This is a genomic window from Arthrobacter sp. RIT-PI-e (assembly GCF_001187915.1).
GTDB lineage: Bacteria > Actinomycetota > Actinomycetes > Actinomycetales > Micrococcaceae > Arthrobacter_D.
Genome location: NZ_LGIU01000037.1, coordinates 36,707 through 54,538, shown reverse-complemented (window position 1 = coordinate 54,538; position 17,832 = coordinate 36,707). Strand labels below are relative to the sequence as shown.

16 protein-coding genes are annotated in these 17,832 nt (G+C 64.5%); 7 read left to right on the top strand and 9 right to left on the bottom strand.

Translation table 11 applies throughout. From position 1 onward, the window contains the following. The first annotated feature begins 71 nt into the window (after window positions 1–71). Window positions 72–512 carry a hypothetical protein gene (locus tag AC792_RS03225; protein ID WP_049829143.1) on the top strand — a complete coding sequence of 147 codons (441 nt, stop codon included), beginning with the start codon at window positions 72–74 and terminating at the stop codon, window positions 510–512. A gap of 500 nt (window positions 513–1,012) precedes the next feature. Here the strand turns inward: AC792_RS03225 and AC792_RS03220 are convergent, their stop codons facing one another. The 6 genes from AC792_RS03220 to AC792_RS03190 form a co-directional block, all read right to left on the bottom strand. After that, on the bottom strand, window positions 1,013–2,584 hold the full coding sequence (locus AC792_RS03220; RefSeq protein WP_200903351.1) for an arsenic transporter: 1,572 nt from the start codon (window positions 2,582–2,584) through the stop codon (window positions 1,013–1,015). Between the two features lie 85 nt (window positions 2,585–2,669). After that, entirely contained in the window at window positions 2,670–3,092 is a 423-nt protein-coding gene (locus tag AC792_RS03215; RefSeq protein ID WP_049829141.1) for an arsenate-mycothiol transferase ArsC, read from the bottom strand. Window positions 3,093–3,183: 91 nt separating this feature from the next. Beyond that, on the bottom strand, window positions 3,184–3,468 hold the full coding sequence (locus tag AC792_RS03210) for an ArsR/SmtB family transcription factor (protein ID WP_235436325.1): 285 nt from the start codon (window positions 3,466–3,468) through the stop codon (window positions 3,184–3,186). An 817-nt stretch (window positions 3,469–4,285) separates the two neighbouring features. Then, complete coding sequence (locus AC792_RS03200) at window positions 4,286–4,570, bottom strand: hypothetical protein (RefSeq protein WP_049829139.1); 285 nt, start codon at window positions 4,568–4,570, stop codon at window positions 4,286–4,288. Then, entirely contained in the window at window positions 4,567–5,133 is a 567-nt protein-coding gene (locus tag AC792_RS03195) for a recombinase family protein (protein WP_049829138.1), read from the bottom strand. Before AC792_RS03195 ends, AC792_RS03200 begins: the two co-directional genes overlap by 4 nt. Window positions 5,134–5,287: 154 nt before the next feature. Further along, the gene (locus AC792_RS03190) at window positions 5,288–6,241 is read right to left on the bottom strand and encodes a LysR family transcriptional regulator (protein WP_082177341.1); all 954 of its coding nucleotides are present in this window, start codon (window positions 6,239–6,241) and stop codon (window positions 5,288–5,290) included. A gap of 105 nt (window positions 6,242–6,346) precedes the next feature. Between AC792_RS03190 and AC792_RS03185 the strand changes: the two genes are divergently transcribed. The 5 genes from AC792_RS03185 (at window position 6,347) to AC792_RS03170 (ending at window position 12,946) form a co-directional block, all read left to right on the top strand. Continuing rightward, complete coding sequence (locus AC792_RS03185; protein ID WP_049829137.1) at window positions 6,347–7,534, top strand: TDT family transporter; 1,188 nt, start codon at window positions 6,347–6,349, stop codon at window positions 7,532–7,534. 465 nt (window positions 7,535–7,999) lie between these two features. After that, on the top strand, window positions 8,000–8,167 hold the full coding sequence (locus AC792_RS18135; RefSeq protein WP_200903350.1) for a DUF3105 domain-containing protein: 168 nt from the start codon (window positions 8,000–8,002) through the stop codon (window positions 8,165–8,167). 478 nt (window positions 8,168–8,645) lie between these two features. Beyond that, window positions 8,646–9,005 carry a heavy-metal-associated domain-containing protein gene (locus AC792_RS17205; RefSeq protein WP_160317597.1) on the top strand — a complete coding sequence of 120 codons (360 nt, stop codon included), beginning with the start codon at window positions 8,646–8,648 and terminating at the stop codon, window positions 9,003–9,005. A gap of 293 nt (window positions 9,006–9,298) precedes the next feature. Next, the gene (locus tag AC792_RS03175) at window positions 9,299–11,272 is read left to right on the top strand and encodes a heavy metal translocating P-type ATPase (protein WP_049829136.1); all 1,974 of its coding nucleotides are present in this window, start codon (window positions 9,299–9,301) and stop codon (window positions 11,270–11,272) included. Window positions 11,273–12,232: 960 nt separating this feature from the next. After that, complete coding sequence (locus AC792_RS03170; RefSeq protein WP_049829135.1) at window positions 12,233–12,946, top strand: DUF305 domain-containing protein; 714 nt, start codon at window positions 12,233–12,235, stop codon at window positions 12,944–12,946. A gap of 429 nt (window positions 12,947–13,375) precedes the next feature. On the opposite strand, the gene AC792_RS03165 is transcribed toward AC792_RS03170, so the two are convergent. The 3 genes from AC792_RS03165 to AC792_RS03155 all read right to left on the bottom strand — a co-directional run bounded on the left by AC792_RS03165 (window position 13,376) and on the right by AC792_RS03155 (window position 16,202). Continuing rightward, a complete protein-coding gene (locus AC792_RS03165) occupies window positions 13,376–14,359 on the bottom strand; it encodes an arsenic resistance protein (RefSeq protein WP_049829146.1) in 984 nt (327 codons plus the stop codon). 152 nt (window positions 14,360–14,511) lie between these two features. After that, complete coding sequence (locus AC792_RS03160) at window positions 14,512–14,943, bottom strand: MerR family transcriptional regulator (RefSeq protein ID WP_049829134.1); 432 nt, start codon at window positions 14,941–14,943, stop codon at window positions 14,512–14,514. Window positions 14,944–15,155: 212 nt separating this feature from the next. After that, on the bottom strand, window positions 15,156–16,202 hold the full coding sequence (locus AC792_RS03155) for an NAD(P)-dependent alcohol dehydrogenase (protein ID WP_049829133.1): 1,047 nt from the start codon (window positions 16,200–16,202) through the stop codon (window positions 15,156–15,158). Window positions 16,203–16,703: 501 nt separating this feature from the next. Between AC792_RS03155 and AC792_RS03150 the strand changes: the two genes are divergently transcribed. After that, on the top strand, window positions 16,704–17,540 hold the full coding sequence (locus AC792_RS03150; protein WP_049829132.1) for an alpha/beta fold hydrolase: 837 nt from the start codon (window positions 16,704–16,706) through the stop codon (window positions 17,538–17,540). Window positions 17,541–17,832 lie beyond the last annotated feature (292 nt).

Here is a 17,832-nt window from a genome sequence, read left to right as displayed (position 1 = left end):
CTGACCGTTAGGTAAGTGGGCATGGTTCGCCCGCATGTGCAAGGTTGTCGAGTGGAAGGGGACAGATCGTTATGGCGGCACCACGGAAGTCAGCGCAGCAGGTCGCAGCACGGGAGAAAGCACGCGCGAAAGCGCAGGAGCTGACCGAGCGGCACGAGAAATTGATTGACCTTGCGGCGGGGTTCTTCGAGCAGCAGGAAAACGCCGAGCAAATCCGCGCCGAGGCGCAGGAGCGCGCGGATGCGATCCTGGCGAAGGCCGAGGAAGACGCGGCGTCTGCCCTGGCGGAGGCTGGGGCGAAGGTACGCGCAATGTTGGATACCGGGGAGTCGCGCGCGGCGGTCGCGGCTCGCCTGGGGTTGAGTGGCGCGGAGGTAAAACGAGTCCTCGACGGTGTAGGAACGACCATAAGTGCAAGTACCGGTAAGGGGACCGAGGACCGTGCGGCGACGATCACAGAATCAGCCACCGAAGTCGCTGACCAGGTCGCGGCCGAAACAGCAGCGGCCTAACGGTTTGACCCACGCATGACGGATTGTGAGTGCGGGGGGATCGACGTAGTCGGTCTCCCCCGTCGCGTCCGCGGGTGTGGTGGTTGATCGGGTGTCGGCGTGTTGACGCGGGTGCCCTGTACGGAGCTGGTGGCACGGTGTGGTTCTGGTGATGGCTGGGTGTGCGAGGGACGGCGATTCGTCGCCGGTGACCACCGTTTGAGGTAAGCCCGCCGGCGTCGAAGCGCCCCGCCCACTAACGGCGAGCTGACCGGCTCCCCCTCCCTCGCCTCGTACAGGTCCGGGGCCGGGGCAGGTGGTGCAGTTTCCTGCACCACCGGCTAGATGGTACTTGGTGACGGCGTACTCCTCGCCGGTCATCTCTTCCTGCTCTGCCTGCATGTCCTCCATGTACTCCACCGGCTCCGCGTCCTCAGTGATGTTCCTATAGACACGCTCCGCTCGAGAAGTCGTCACTGTGTAGGCCGAGCCTGAAGTCATCTACGGGGTAGTTTCCCTACTCAGACCCCGATGATGGTGAGCCAGCCAGCCAAGGCGAGGAGGGTGATGATCAGGACGGGGATGGTGAGGACGATGCCGACGCGGAAGTACTGGCCCCAGCCGATGTGGATGCCCTTACGGTCCAGGACGTGCAGCCACAGTAGCGTGGCGAGGCTGCCGATGGGGGTGATCTTCGGGCCGAGGTCCGAGCCGATGACGTTGGCGTAGATCATCGCCTCCTGTGTCACACCGGTAGCACCTGCGGCGCCGATCGCGAGGGAGGCGATGAGCACGGTGGGCATGTTGTTCATCAGCGACGCGAGGACCGCGACGATCACACCCACGCCGAGGGCCGTGATCAGGACGCCGTTGTCACTGATCGCCGAAAAGACGCCGGCGAGCTCGTCGGTGAGGCCCTGGTTCCGCAACCCGTACACCACCAGGTACATGCCGATGGAGAACAAGACGATCTGCCACGGCGCCTCCTTCAGAATCCGTGGAACCGAGATCCGCCCGTCCGGGAGCACAGCTACGCCGTCCCCTGTTGAAGTGAGGAATCCATCATCGATGTTCACATCAGAGGTGTTCACGTCGGCCGCAGAGGCATTGACCGTGGTGCTGTCGGTGGAGCGATGGGCTGCGCCAACGGTTTCGTCGTCGAGGTCCGCTGCCCGACCGGCACAATCAGTCCCAGCCGTCGGGGTCTGCGTCGCGGAACCTGCTGCCATCGGGTTTGTCACTGGGCCTAGCACTGATGCGGTGCGGCGGAAGAGGACTGCGGGTTTTCGGGAGGCGACGAGCATGAGGACCACGGCGCCGAGGCCGGCGACAGCCGAGAGAGGAATGTGGAGGGGTTCGGCGGCGAAGTACCCGATGAGCAGGACCACAAGGACGATCCACCCGGTCTTGAACGTCAGAGGATCCGCGATGGCTGACGTGGGTGTTCCCAGGACGCTCACGTCATAGGTACGGGGAATGACCTTGCGGAAGAACAGGAACAACATGCCAAGGCTCGCGGCCACCGAGACGATGCCGACCGGGACCATGACGACCGCGTAGCGGGCGAAGCCAATGTCGAAGAAGTCCACGGTGACGATGTTCACCAGGTTGGAGACCACCAGGGGCAGGCTCCCAGCGTCGGCGATGAAACCACATGCGATCACGAACGCAAGGGAAGCCTTGGCCGGGAACTTCAGGGCCAGGAGCATCTGGACGACGATCGGGGTCAGGATCAGCGCCGCCCCGTCGTTGGCGAAGACCGCCGCGATCGCCGCCCCCAGCAGCACGATCAGCGTGAAGAGTAGCCGGCCGTTGCCCCTGCCCCAGCGGGCGACGTGGAGGGCCGCCCAGCGGAAGAATCCGGACTCGTCGAGGATCAGGGAGATGATGACGATCGCAACGAACGCGAACGTCGCGTTCCACACGATGTCCCACACCACCGGGATGTCGGACAGGCTCACCACCGTGGTCACCAGGGCCACGGCGGCCCCTCCCAGGGCGGACCACCCGATCCCCAGGCCCCTGGGCTGCCAGATGACCAGGGTCAAGGTGGCGAGGAAGATCAGAACAGCGACCACGGTCATGGCAGTCATAGCGAGAGGGCTCCTAACAGGAGGGCAGGAAGAAACACACCAATGAACTCACTCACGAGCTCACCGGCGACGAAGTGACGGGGAGTCAGCTGGTGGTGAGCTTCCGGTGGAGGTCGGTGACGCGGGCGAAGATGTCGTCGCGGACCAAGCACATGCGTTCGATGCCATCGATCCCACGGTCGCTGGGCTCATCCGTCACCCACCGCTCATACAGGGTCCCTTCGACCCTCTCGATCTGCGCTTCGGCGCCGAGGATGACAACGACGTCCGCCTGGCTCTGGTCCTCCGCGGTGATCTGCCGGGGGACATTCTGGCTGATATCCACCCCTACCTCGGTCAGGACCTGGGCCGAGAAATCGTTGACCGCGGAGCCCGGCTTCGACCCGGCAGAGGCGGTGGTCACGGAGTCCCCGGCGACCTTGTCCATCAGACCGGCGGCCATCTGGGACTTACCCCCGTTCTTTACACACACGAACAACACCGAGGGCTTCTCAGCCTTGAAACTCATCAGGGGACACTCACTTCTTCTGGGCAGACAAGAACCGAACAGGAATGAAGCAGGGGCCAGGTAAGAACGGGCCCGGGAGGCTAAAGCGCCGTTACTTGGGTTCGGTGAGGACACCGGCGAGGGTGTCCAGGGCCCCGGGCATGATGGAGAAATACGCCCAGACACCACGCTTCTCACGGTGCAGGATCCCGGCGTCGACGAGGATCTTCAAATGATGCGACACCGTCGGCTGCCCTAGATCCAACGGCTCGATGAGATCACACACACACGCCTCGTTCTCCGGACTGGCGGAAATCAACGAGACCAGGCGCAACCGGTGCGGGTCGGCGATCGCCTTGAACTGCTTCGAGAGCTCCTCGGCCCGCTGCGCACTCATCGCCGGCGCACCCGAGGGCACACAGCACCGACCCCCATCAATCACCTCTGTGGTCGCGAAACCCGTGTCTGCAGCCCTGGTAACAGTAATAGTTCGGGGCCCGGAAATCGTCGTCATGCCACCCAGCATACCCAGACATTGACAACCGTCGATATGGTTTCGCATACATGAGATCAGGGGTAATACGTCTTCGATGTACTACCCCTGATCTGGTTGACCAGCCCACCGGTGATCTCGCCCTGAAGGAGCTTTAGAACAGAGTTGGCGCACTGGGGTCACGGCCTATGATCAACGGCCGAATGATTGGCTCGTTCCAACCGTGCTCAAGCAGAGCAGCACGCAGTTGCACGGACTGGGCGTGGAACTGGGCGCGGCCGACCCCGCGCCACCGAAACGTCGAGGCGTTGGCATGACGGCCCTTCCGCGACCGGTCCAGCATGTTCAACGCCTGAGTACCCGGCAGTAAGTGGGAGTCTCCTCCAGTGCTGGCGTGGACGCACAAGGGCACATCACACATGTGCATCAAGGCGATGCCGGGGTGCAGGGTTTCACCGGTGAGGTGTTCATAGGCGTAGCGTTGCGGCCGCACTGCCCGCTGTCCCCCGTCGCGGGGAACCCAGAACCGTCCGTACCCGTCGTCCGCGATCGCGCCGACCCAGATCCAACAGTCCTGCAGGCGAGGGCCCTTGACGCCTTTCTCCCAGAACCGCTCCGTTTCTATCCTCGGCTGCCGCGCCACTGCCCTACCCTCCTCTAGTCATCGTCATCGTGCCGGAACCGGGCGTGACAGGGACATGGGGCAGGGGACGTAAGTGATTCAACGGTAGGCCAGGACATGGCGCCTCTCCATGCACACGGTCCACCCAATGACCAGGACTAAGACGCCACCGACCAGCAGTAATCCCCACGACGGTGCGTCGGCTGTAACGACGATGACGAAGGCACCAAGGAACCACAGGCCGACGGCCAGGGCGCCGGCGACCTGGTGACGAACCCGCCGACGCATCGGCAGCACGAGCAGTGGAAGCAGGAACAGGGAGCGAACGAGCAGGTAACTGTAGCGGGTGCTCGCGGTCAAGACCCACAGAACGATCCTGGTCATCGCGCTCCCCCGTCCTCGCCAAGGTGGCGGTAGATCGTCGCCCGGGACACCCCGAACGTGTCGGCGATCTGCTGCACCGTGTACGTCTTCTCCTCATACATGGTCCGTGCCTGCCGGATCTTCGTCGCACTCATCTTCACCCTTCCCCCACCCTTACGCCCCCTCGCCCTGGCAGCGGCCAAACCATCCTTCGTGCGTTCGACGATCAGGTCGTGCTCGAACTCGGCGATCGCCGCGAGCATATGGAAGAAGAGCCGCCCACCCGGAGTCGTCGTATCAATACCTTGCGACAGCGCCTTCAACCCGACACCCTGATCCTCGAGACTGTCTGCGACTTCCTTCAAGTTCCGCACCGACCGACCCAGACGGTCGAGCTTCGTCACCACCAGGGTGTCCCCCGCCCGCAGATACTCCAACGCATCATCAAGGGCCGGCCGCTTCGCCAACACCCCAGAGGCATGCTCGACGAACACCTTCTCGCACCCGGCGGCTTTGAGCACATCAGTCTGCCCGTCGAGTTTCTGCTCCCGAGTCGACACCCGCGCATAACCAACAGCTGCCATGCCCAAAATGTATTGCGAACGCACCTGACGAGACATAGCTCTCGGACACGAGCCACGAGACACAACACGCCGCTTTTGACGGCAAGTCTGCGAACTATCTCATGGACGGTCGTTTTAGGTAGCCGATCTCCTCTGCTTCGCGACGTCGCTTGGTTCATGACTTCCGGCGGGTGCTGGTTCCCGGGACAGTTTTGGCGGCGATCGCTGCGAGGTCACGGGCCGGCCCGGGAGGCGGTGAGGTGCCGGTCTGCCAGATGGCGGTCAGTGTGCGGCGTAGGGGCAGCCCGTGAACGGGTACGGCGACGAGCCGGTGCAGTGCGAGGTCGTCGCGGACGGCGAGAGCGCTGAGTACTCCGGGGGCCGTGCCGGCTGCGATGGCGGAGCGGACGGCCGCCGTCGTGGAGAGTTCTACCATTGGTTCTACCGGGGGCGGGGCCCCTGCGGTGGTGAGCAGGTGCTCGAGGGCGTCCCGGGTTCCGCTGCCGTGTTCCCTGGTGACCAGCGCGGTTGCTGCCAGCTCGCGGGCCGTGACGGGTGTCTGGCGCCGGGCCCAGGGGTGCTCCGGTGCGACGACCAGGACCATGTCATCCTCCTGCACCGCCGCGGCACTCAAGTCCGGGGGAAGGTGTGGGCTTTCGATGAAGCCGATGGCTGCCTGTCCGGATCGGACCCGGGCTATGGTGGCTTCACTGTTGTTCACCGCCAGCTCCACGACGGTGGGGACGAGTTCGAGGCTCTCCTGCTGGCGGCGCAGCGCGACCAGCCAGAGCGGCAGCAGGTGTTCGGCGATGGTCTGGCTGGCCGCGACCTTCAACTGCCGGGCGGTGTCGGATCGGAGCGAGGCGATCCCGGCATCGAGCCGTTCCCCGGCTGCGAGGACCTCTGCGGCCCACTCTGCGACCAGTTCACCTGATTCTGTCAGGGTGGACCCCCGCGGGGTCCGGGTCAGCAGGACGAACCCGATCTGGGACTCCAGGGAACGCATCCGGGAGGAGACAGCCTGCTGGGACAGACCCAAGTGTTTCCCGGCGGCGGAGAGGGATCCCAGATCATGGACCGCGGCGAGCATTTCCAGGGCGGAGAGCTCCGGTATCCGGGGGCTGAGCATCGAGATTCTCCTTCAGACACGGTGCATTAGATACAAGTCCGGCTTGTAGCCTGACAAGTGTATGCCCCCTACTGCGCCAGGTCCGAGACCGGGAGCATGGAAGGTATGGGAACACTGCTGCTGACCGCCGACAAGGACCACACCACACCACCGGCACAGACCCCGGGTAGCCGTACCGGGGGCCGGCGCGTCCTGCGCCGTCTGGAGAAGCCCTCGGAGCTGTTCGCGAACCTGACCCCTAACTGGTTCGCCTCCATCATGGGTACCGGGATCGTCGCGACCGCCGCCGCGACGCTGCCCCTGCAGTTCCCCGGCCTGCGCACCGGCGCCACCATCGTCTGGGCCCTGGCGTCCTTGCTGTTGATCCTGCTGAGCGCCGCCACCGGGGTGCACTGGATCCGGTACCGGGAAACCGCCCGAAGCCACCACAGCCATCCGGTGATGGCACACTTCTACGGCGCACCCCCCATGGCCCTTCTCACCGTCGGCGCCGGGACCCTGCTGCTGGGAAAGGACATCCTCGGCGAACAGCTGGCACTGAGCATCGATGTGGTGCTCTGGACTGCCGGGACCCTGCTGGGGTTGGCCAGCGCCGTCGCCGTCCCGTATCTGCAGTTCACCCGGCACCAGGTCACACCGGACAGTGCGTTCGGCGGCTGGCTGATGCCTGTCGTCCCGCCTATGGTTTCGGCCTCCACCGGGGCGCTGCTGCTGCCCTACGTCCCGGCCGGGCAGGCACGCCTGACCCTGCTGATGGGCTGCTACGCGATGTTCGGACTGAGCCTGCTGGCCTCCATCATCATCACCACCCTGATCTGGAACCGCCTCGCCGGGCACAAGATCGGGGCCGCGGCGGCCGTTCCCACCTTGTGGATCGTGCTGGGCCCGCTGGGCCAGTCCATCACTGCCGCGAATCTCCTGGGCGGAAACGCCCACCTCGCCGTGTCCGGGACCCTGGCCCGGGCGATGGAAGCCTTCGGGGTCCTGTACGGGGTGCCGGTCCTGGGCTTCGCGCTCATGTGGGCCGGCCTCGCAACCGCCATCACCATCCGCACCGCACGCCAGGGCCTGCCGTTCTCCCTGACCTGGTGGTCCTTCCCCTTCCCCACCGGCCCCTGCGTCCCGGCCCCGACTGGCCTCGCTGCCCACCCCCGCCCCGCCGTGTTCGACGCGATGGCCGTTGCCGGCTACACCCTGCTGGTCGCCGCGTGGATCATCGTCGCCGCCCGGACCTTCCACGGCAGCATCCTCGAAGGCCCCCTCTTCCAGAAACCCGCAACGACCACACCGTAGGCGCGGCCGCAGCGCACCGTAGGCGGGGCCGCAGCGCACCGTAGGCGGGGCCGCAGCGCACCAGTAAGCCCCCCACGGAAACAAGCAACCGGTCACAGCACCCGAAGGCGGTCTCATGAAACCCCGGACAACACCCGGCTCACAGCAACGCTCACCCACCACCACAAAAGGGCCAAGTCGCCCGCCCGATTCCAGCGGCCGCTGATCGCCGTCGGCGTGCCACTCTTCCTCGCAACCGGCGCGCTCACCCACGGGCTCGCCGTAAACGGCGGCGGTCAACACCGACCCCGGCAGCAGAGAAGGACCCGACCATGATCGAAGAAGTCACCAGCTATCCCGGCCCGAGCAGGAACCACGTCCAGACCGCGGTGACCTATCCGCAACGTCCCGGCGCCGGCGGAGACCACTCACCGGTGTGGACGAACTGCGGAGCCAACGACCGGCCCGTACAGAAAACCCCGGGCAGTGCACTCCCTTGAACACGGTGCCCTCTGGATCAGCTACCAACCCAGGCTTCCCGCCGATGACATCGCCAAACTCGCCGGCTTGCAATCAACCACAGCCACGTGCTGGTTAGTCCCTCTCCCGGCCAGGAATCCCGCATCGAAGCAACCATCTAGGGAAAACGACTAAGCGTCACAGACCCCGCAGCTCCGCGGCTGTTCGCATTCATCAAAGCATCTCAGCCAAGGTCCGCAGACACCCGAACCCGGCGAGACCTACAGCGGCGGAATCAACGCAAAAATCAGGAGACATACTGCCGCTCGGCCGATCAGCCATCCAACGCCCACCGTCCCATGAACTGCCGATCACCCATTGATGGCTCCCCGGACGGGACGACAAACCGCCAATCTAAACTGCGATTTAACTGCCATCTCCGACTAAAAGTCACACACCAGCGGACGCTCCAACAATGATGCACCACACCTTGACGTATACCCCTGGGGGGTATACATTCGGTTCTACCTCAGAAGGTAGTCTCCCCTCCCCGGGACGTACGCCGTACAGGTCAACTGCACCGCGCGATGGAACCAGAACCTCACCAGCGCTCACGCGTTCTTCGCCGCGGCTACCTCGACACTTCGTTGCTCACCGTTTGCAGGAGACCACCATGACTGACCCTGTCAGGACCCCGCTGAACCTCACCGACATCAGCGGACCCCAGAACGTGGATGCGAGCTCCCCCATGGGAGGGTCGTGTGGGTGCTGCGCGCCCCAGCAGGCCACTGCAACGCAGCCGACGACTGAAGGCTCGATCTCTGCCGACTATGCGGTCACCGGCCTGACCTGCGGTTCCTGTGCAAGCCGTGTCAGCGGCGCTATCAGCGCCCTGGACGGTGTGGACAATGTCCGGATCGCTCTCGTTCCTGGCGGCGTATCAACCGTCAGTGTCACCAGCAGCCAACCCCTTGATGCGTCGTCCGTCCAGGACGCCGTCGAGAAGGCCGGCTATCAGCTCACGACCGCCTAAGATCCACCGCGCCTAGGCACGGGTCCCTCCCCTCGAGAGGGCCCAAAGGAAGAATCATCATGAGCAAAAACCAGAACATCAACAACCAGCACCACCCGGGCGAACCGAAATCAACACACGGTCAGGCCATGCCCGAAAGCCACGCCCACTCAGTAATCTCCACCCAGGAGCAGCCCGAGGGAGGCCATGAACCCGATCAACACACGAACCACGAGGCTCACGGCGCGGACCAAGGCACAGATGAGGATCATCAGGTCCATTCCCATGGGGAGCATGCCGGGCACTCGACGGCGATGTTCAAGAACCGGTTCTGGATCAACCTAGTCCTCGCGGTTCCCGTGGTCGCGTTCAGCCCGATGTTCACTATGTTCTTCGGGGTCATGCCGCCCGAGTTTCCCGGCTCCACCTGGATCGCCCCCATCCTGGGCACAGCCATCTTCGTCTACGGCGGCGCCCCGTTCCTGAAGGGCGGGCTGACGGAGCTGAAGTCCCGGCAGCCGGGCATGATGCTGCTGATCGCGATGGCGATCAGCGTCGCGTTCATCGCCTCCTGGATCACCACCCTGGGCATCGGCGGGGTCGACCTGGACTTCTGGTGGGAGCTCGCCCTGCTGGTGGTCATCATGCTCCTCGGGCACTGGATGGAGATGCGCGCCCTCGGCTCCGCCGCCGGCGCCCTCGATGCCCTGGCGGCCCTGCTGCCCGACGAGGCCGACAGAGTGACCAGCACTGGCCCCGAGACCGTGCCGGTCAGTGCATTGGTCGTCGGTGATGTCGTGCTCGTACGCTCCGGCGCCCGTGTACCGGCCGATGGGCAGATCACCGACGGGACGGCCGAGTTCGACGAGTCGATGATCACCGGCGAATCCCGCACCGTGTCCCGGACGATCGGTGACACTGTCGTCGCCGGCACAGTCGCGACCGATAACGCGGTCCGCGTGCAGGTGAACGCCGTGGGGTCGGAGACGTCCCTGGCCGGGGTCCAGCGCCTGGTCACCGAAGCCCAAGCCTCATCCTCGAGGGCCCAAGCCCTTGCGGATAAAGCCGCGGCCCTGCTGTTCTACTTCGCCCTGGGATCCGGGATCCTGACCTTCATCAGTTGGATGCTCCTGGGCAGCCCGGATGATGCGGTGATCCGCACCGTCACCGTCCTGGTCATCGCCTGCCCCCACGCCCTGGGCCTGGCGATCCCCCTGGTCATCGCCATCTCGACCGAGCGGGCCGCGAAAGCCGGGGTGCTGATCAAGAACCGCATCGCCCTGGAGCGCATGCGCACCATCGACGTGATCCTGTTCGATAAGACCGGCACCCTCACCGAAGGACAGCACGCCGTCACCGCGACCACCACCATCACCGGGACCACCGAGCCTGAGCTCCTGGCCCTGGCCGGGGCGGCCGAGGCCGACAGTGAGCACCCCGTCGCCCGGGCCATCGTCACCGCCGCCGGCACCAACCCGGACGCAGCCGACCTCGGCTACACGGGCACGGGCTTCTCGTCCATGACCGGCCGCGGTGTCCGCGCCACCGTCAACGGGTCCGACATCGCCGTGGGAGGCCCGAACATGCTCAAAGAACTCGGACTGGAGACCCCTGCCGACATCGCCGGGACAGTGCAGGACTGGGTGGGTCGCGGCGCATCGGTCCTGCACGTCATCCGCGACGGTTCCGTGATCGGCGCGCTCCGCCTCGAGGACAAAGTCCGTGAGGAATCCCGGGCTGCCGTGAAGGCTTTGCAGGCCCGCGGGGTGAAGGTAGCGATGATCACCGGGGACGCACGCCAGGTCGCCGACGTCGTCGGCAAGGAGCTCGGCATCGATGAGGTATTCGCCGATGTCCTACCCAAGGACAAGGACTCCAAGGTCACCGAACTACAGTCCCGCGGATTGAAGGTCGCGATGGTCGGCGACGGGGTGAACGACGCACCGGCCCTTGCCCGGGCTGAGGTTGGTATCGCGATCGGCGCGGGTACGGACGTGGCGATGGAATCCGCCGGCGTCGTCCTTGCCGGAAACGATCCGCGGGCTGTACTGGCGCTGATCGACCTCTCCCGGGCCAGCTACCGCAAAATGATCCAGAACCTCATCTGGGCCACCGGGTACAACGTCCTGGCCGTCCCCCTGGCCGCAGGAGTGCTGGCCTTCGCCGGCATCCTGCTCTCCCCTGCCGCTGGAGCGGTCCTGATGAGCGTGTCCACGATCGTGGTCGCACTCAACGCCCAACTACTGCGCCGGATCGACCTCAGCCCGGAACGGATCAGTACCAACTAGAACCGGCAGCACCCGCGCCAGTCCTGCAAGGCCCCGTACCGACCCTGCTCGATGACCTGTTCGTCGAACAGGTTCGGTTCCCGTGTCTGGCCCTGGTTACGCTGGAAACCAGGATCAGACGGCAAGACCTAGAACCCGCCGGCGACGAATGATGACGACGACATAGTCCGGAGCAGTAGGACGCCGCCTTGAGCGCAGCAAGGGCAGTCATGGAAGAGGTGAGGACGGTGAAAGAGGTGAGGACGCGTCGTTTCACGCTGCTCCGCGTACCCGTGGCTTCCTTGCTTCCTGCCCTGCTTTCGTTCATCGGGCTGACCGCTGTGATCGTCGGGATCCTCGCCATGCACGTATGGATGGGCGGCCACGTGGCAACAACCCACCACAGCGCCGGCACCCCGACGTTGCGCATCACGACGGTAAGTTCCGCCCATGCCCACTCTGCTTCCACAACAGTGCTATCAGGAGGCTCTTCAGCGGTCTCAGCCAGCGACACGGATAACCAGTCGGTGACGCAGCTACTACCTGCACTGACCCAGCTGGCCGGTGATCACACTGATCAAGGAATGCTCACAGGGTGCGGTGGGGACTGCGCAGAGATGGCGTTGGGCATGTGTGTGCTGGCCCTGGTCCTGGTCGGTATCGCCTGGCTCCTCACCCCGACCGGACGGGCCCTCACCTTCTCGCTGCTTCGCCGCGGACCGCCCGTGGTGTACTGGGCGTCCAGACCAGCTCCTACCCCTTCACTGACTCAACTCTGCATCAGTCGCACATAGAATCCGCGGCCCATACCCGCACCTCACGGGCGGTCGGGCTGCCGATATTCCAGCACACTCCGCGCGCCCACGACGCATCCACGTCGATTGACGGCGTCGCCGACGCTGCCTCACCCCTTGGCCCGTGCCCGGGCAAGGGTGAGCAACTGACAGCACACCACTTTGAGCTTTGAAGGATCTGACCACTATGAAGCATTACCTTTCCCTCGCCGCACTAAGCCTTACCACAGCCCTCACTCTCTCCGCCTGCGGCACAGAATCCGACACCACCAGCACCGACACGACCAGCTCCGAGGCGGCTGCTCCTGCCTCGAGCGCAGCTACCGAACCCTCCCCGCCGGCTGACGCGTCAGCGACCACCGGTCCGGACGCCGTGTCCGAGGAGCACAACGACGCGGACGTGATATTCGCGCAGATGATGATTCCCCACCACCAGCAAGCCGTGGAGATGAGCAAGATGATGCTCGCCAAGGACGGCATCAGCCCCGAGATCACAGACCTCGCGACGAAGATCAAGGACGCCCAAGGACCCGAGATCGAGACCATGACCGGCTGGCTCGAAGCCTGGGGTGAGCCCATCGAGCCCGAAGGCGGAATGGACGACGGTTCCGAAGGCCACGACACAGGCGACATGGGATCCGACTCCGATTCCGGGTCCATGGGCAGCATGGAGGGAATGATGAGCGAGGAGCAGATGTCCGACCTCGAATCCGCCGAAGGCACCGAGGCGTCCGGCATGTTCCTGGAATCCATGACCGCCCACCACGAGGGCGCGATCGGCATGGCCCAGACCGAGATCAACGACGGTGAGAACCCGGAGGCGATCGAGCTGGCCGAAACCATCATCGACACCCAGCAAGCCGAGATCGACGAGATGGAAGAGCTCCTCGCGGGCCTGTAGACCTCACGCCAGCAACACCACGCAATCCACCCCTCGGACACGGCTCACGTGAGGACCGGGTCCGAAGGGACGTGATTGCCCTCTGACAGGTGCCGGTGTGGGGGGGCCCGTCCCCTCCACACCGGCACCGTTTCAACCCCTCCCCCGACTCCTCAGGTCACCGGTCAGCTACTCAGCGATTCGTTCCTGTGTCGACTGATCTTTTCGACGCTATCTCCTAAAGACTGCCTGTTGTCTTCGTCCCTGTCCCGCATCGCACACCTCGGCTCGATCGCCGCTCTGGCCGTGCTGCTCAGCGCCTGCACCACCCCGACCCAATGTCCCAAAAGCCATCAGATAATAAGTGATGCGCTAGGAATTCAGGCGAGGGCGCGGGGACTGTCTGATAAACGGTGTGTGGGGTCCGGGGGGATACCGAACCTTCGTATGTTAGTGCGTGGAATGGGGTTGGTGGTCGGTGGGTGCTTTTTCACGGTGCCGGACGATCTGGCTGAGGGCTGCCAGGATCGGGAGCTCGATCAGGGGCCCGATGACCAGTGCTACCGCGATGAGGGGCCGGTCGGGGAACGCTGCGACGGCGATGCCGAGGGCGATCGGGGAGTTCCGTGCAGTGGTGACCATGGTCAGGGTCACCCGTAGCGGTCCGGACAGGCGCAACAGCTTGGCCACCCCTGTCGCGACGATCGGGAGGGTGATGAAGAAAACCGCCAGCGATGGGAGGAGCATGAGCATCTCGGCCCCGTTCTCGGCTACTACGGGTGCCTGCCAGGCGAACATGGCGAACACCGCCAAGCACAGCAATGGCATGACCAAACGATTCGCGGCCGTGCTCACGTGCTCCTGGCGCCACGTATCACCCTTGGTCCGGGTGATGATCCAGCGGAGCCCGAACGCCACCACCAGGGGTGTCAGCAGCATCAAGAACACCGCCTCGAGGAGGGTTCCGGTGTCGACCATGGCCGAGGTGCCGCCAAGGAGCAGCACGTAGACCGGAAGCAGGAGCAGTTGCAGCACCAGGTTCACCGGTAATAGCGCGGTGGCGATCCCGGTGTGGCCCTTGGCCATGGCGGTGAAGACCAGGTACCAGTCGGTGCACGGGGTGACCAGCAGAAGCAGCAACCCGATCCGCAGATCAGGCTGCCCGCCCAGGAGACCGGCGCCCAGAGCCCATGCCAGCACCGGTGTGAACGCGTAGTTCAATACCAGGCTGGCGGCGACGAGGCCCTTGGCATTGCCGACGGCTTTGAGGTTCGAGGCATCCAGCTGCACGAACACCATGGTGAGCATCACCAGCAGGGCCGGGACCACCACGTGTTCCCCTAGTTCCCCGACCGGGCTAACCAGCCCGAGGCCAAGCCCGGCCAGGGCCGCAACACCGACGAAGACGCTCTGCAATCGTTCGGCCCAAGTCATCGTGAAGCTCTCCATCCGTGAAAGTGATCAGATCCCGCCCAGGTGTGCGGAATGAACATCCGCGCGGCGTGTCTGCCCGATCACCGTAAACGTTGGAGTCAACTAGAAGGTCAAACCAGCTCGTCGGGCCTGAGGCTTGGCGCTGATCTTCCTCAGCAGGGGTCTTGATCCGTACACGAATCTGGGGTGCCCTGCAGGAGGGCGCACTCGGTGCGGCACCGGCGTCCACTGTCCGGGCAGGCGGTCACATTGCGGTTCGCCTCCGCCAGCCGGCCCCGAAGACGCTGTAACACTGCTAGGCGTTCATCGACCTCACGCAGGCGTTCGGCCAGTTTCGGACGCAGCGTCTCACGCACCTGCGTACAGCTCTCGTCCTCCACGACCGTGAGTAGGTCCGAAATCTCCGGCAGGGACAGATCGAGTTGCTTCGCCCCGTCGATGAACGACAACCGCTCCAACACCGCCTCGTCATACTCCCGGTACCCATTCATGCTCCGCCCGGCGGCGATCAGCCCAGCCGACTCATAGAACCGCAGCGTCGTCGCCGGCACCCCGGACTTCCGCGCAACCTCTGAAATCCGCATCCCCTAAACCTAAACCCTCGATCTGAAGCGAATGCCGGGGCTTATACGCTCGACAAGCGAGAGGTAGAAGAGCCCCTTGCATGCGGCCAATGTTGCGCAGGGCGTACCCCAACGCAACACCTGCAGCGAGCTAGCTGTGCGACCGACCGTGTCACGGAAAAGGCCACCCTTACCGGGTGCGGTAGGGGTGGCCTGTTCCTGTTTCGTGTGGGTTAGGCGAGGGTGGCGGCGTCGATGACGAAGCGGTAGCGGACGTCGGAGTTCAGGACTCGCTCGTAGGCGTCGTTAATGTCGTCGGCGCCGATGAGCTCGGTCTCGGGGTGGATGCCGTGCTCGGCGCAGAAGTCGAGCATTTCCTGTGTTTCTTGGATACCGCCGATCATGGAGCCGGCCCAGCTGCGCCGGCCCGGGATGAGAGCGAACGCGGGGACCGCGAGGGGCTCGGACGGGGCCCCGACGTTCACGAGGGTCCCATCGACCTTTAGCAGGCCGAGGTAGGCGCCCATGTCGACCTTCGCTGAGACCGTGTTGATGATCAGATCAAATGAGTTCGCGAGTTCCGTGAAGGTCTCCGGATCCTTTGTCGCGTAGTGGGCCTTCGCGCCGAAGCGTAGGGAGTCCTCCTTTTTGGAGGTTGTCTGGGAGAGCACGGTGACCTCGGCGCCGAGGGCTGCGGCGATTTTCACGCCCATGTGGCCCAGACCGCCTAGGCCGACGATGGCGACCTTCGTGTCCGGGCCGGCCTTCCAGTGGTGCAATGGGGAGTAGAGGGTGATCCCGGCGCATAGCAGCGGGGCGACCTTCTCGAAGTCCAAGCTCTCAGGCACCCGCAGGACGAAGTCCTCCGTCACGACAACAGCCTGGGAGTAGCCGCCCTGGGTGATCGTGCCATCAGCGGGGTCCACACCGGCGTAGGTTTGGATGTTTCCCTTGGCGCAGTACTGCTCATCGCCGCGGACGCAGTACTCGCACTGGCCGCAGGAGTTGACCATGCAGCCCACACCCACACGGTCGCCGACCTTGTGCTTGGTGACCTCGGAGCCGATCTCGCTCACGGTGCCGACGATCTCGTGGCCGACGACCTGGGGGTACTGGATCTCTCCCCACTCCCCGCGCACGGTGTGGATGTCGGAATGGCAGATACCCGAGTAGGCGATGTCGATCAGCACGTCCTTCGGGCCGACGTCGCGGCGCTCGATGGTGGTCCTGATCAGCGGTTCCGTGGCGGACGGTGCCGCAATGGCGTTGACGGTGCGCATGATTCTCCTTGAGAACGGGTGTGGGGTGATCACGCTGTGCGCGTGGGTGGGGCATCGAGGTGTCGAGACCGACACGTCAGCAGATCCGCAGGCTCCGGGTCGGAGCCGCCTTGGATGCTGCTCTCAAGTATATCGACTGCGATGAGCTCCTCCCGGGTGAGGGAGACGTCGACCACATCAGAGTTTTCCGCGATGCCACCACGGGAGCGTTTGCCGGCGTCCCACCACAGCTACGCCGATCGTTGATCTGGGATCAGGGACAAGAGATGAGCTCCAACATCTAGTAGCGAGTTCGCAGGTGTGAGCTTCTTCGAAGGTGGCGGGGTTGTCGGTGGGTAGCTGGCGGTCGAGGTCACCGCGGTATCGTCCGGGGCTTCCGGGGGCTGGGTGCACGGTGCGGTCGAGGGAAAGTATCTGGGTCACCCATCCGATAGACAGCGTGCTGACGAATACTGTGGGTATGTCACGTAACCCACGTCTTCACCCTTTGGAGGTACAGCTATGACGGAGATCGTCGCTCATCACGGTTTGTTCAAGGACACCAACCTGCATGTCGATGACACCGGTGGGACCGGTCGTCCCGTGGTCCTAATTCACGGCTGGCCGTTGTCCGGGGAGGCGTTCAAGAACCAGGTGCCGGCGTTGGAGGCTGCCGGGTACCGGGTGATCACCTATGACCGGCGTGGTTTCGGTCGTAGTGACAAGCCGATGACCGGGTACACGTACGACACGCTCACCGAGGATCTGCAGGCTCTGCTCGAGGAGCTCGATTTACAGGAGGTGACCCTGGTGGGGTTCTCCATGGGTGGAGGGGAGGTCGCCCGCTACTTCTCGAAGTACGCTCCGGAGCGCATCCGCAGTGTCGTCTTCGCCTCCGCGGTGCCGCCGTTCATGATGCAGGGCGAGGACAACCCGGACGGGCCCCTCACCAAGGAAGCAGCCGCCTCGATGACGAAGGATCTGACGAAGGACCAGGAGTCGTTCTACGACGGGTTCACCACCGACTTCTTCACCGCCAACGGTGAGCTGAAGGTCACCGAAGCCCAGCGTCAGGAAGCCATCGAGTTGTGTCTGCAAGCGGATAAGAAAGCAGCCCTTGCGTGCATGGAAGCCTTCGGCACCACAGACTTCCGCGATGACCTGACCAAGATCACCGTCCCGGCACTGGTCCTGCACGGCGACGCCGACGGCGTCGTACCGTTCGAAGGCTCCGGGCAGCGCACTCACGCCACTGTGCTCGGCAGTGACCTGCACATCATCAAGGGCGCCCCGCACGGGTGCAATGTCAGCCACCCCGATGAGTGGAACCAGGCCCTGATCACCTTCCTCGCGAAGTAAGCCAGGGCGTGCTCGTCCGGATCAGCCAGGAGAGGACCGCACTGCCCGGCCATGCAGGCCGGGCAGTGCACTGCTGCTCGCAAGACCCCTTGGTTCTGCTATCGCGTAGCGGTCCACCCAAGACCTTCCACACCGACAGTCAGACCTCATCCTGCGTTCAGCGCCGGCTCCAGGATCCAGTTCCGCAGCCGCTGGACTGCTAACGGGTTCCAGTCAGGATCAAGCCTTTCCGGTACGAGCTGGTACTCGTGCACCCCAGGCTGGGGCGCTATGTGGACTCAACATCGTGGCG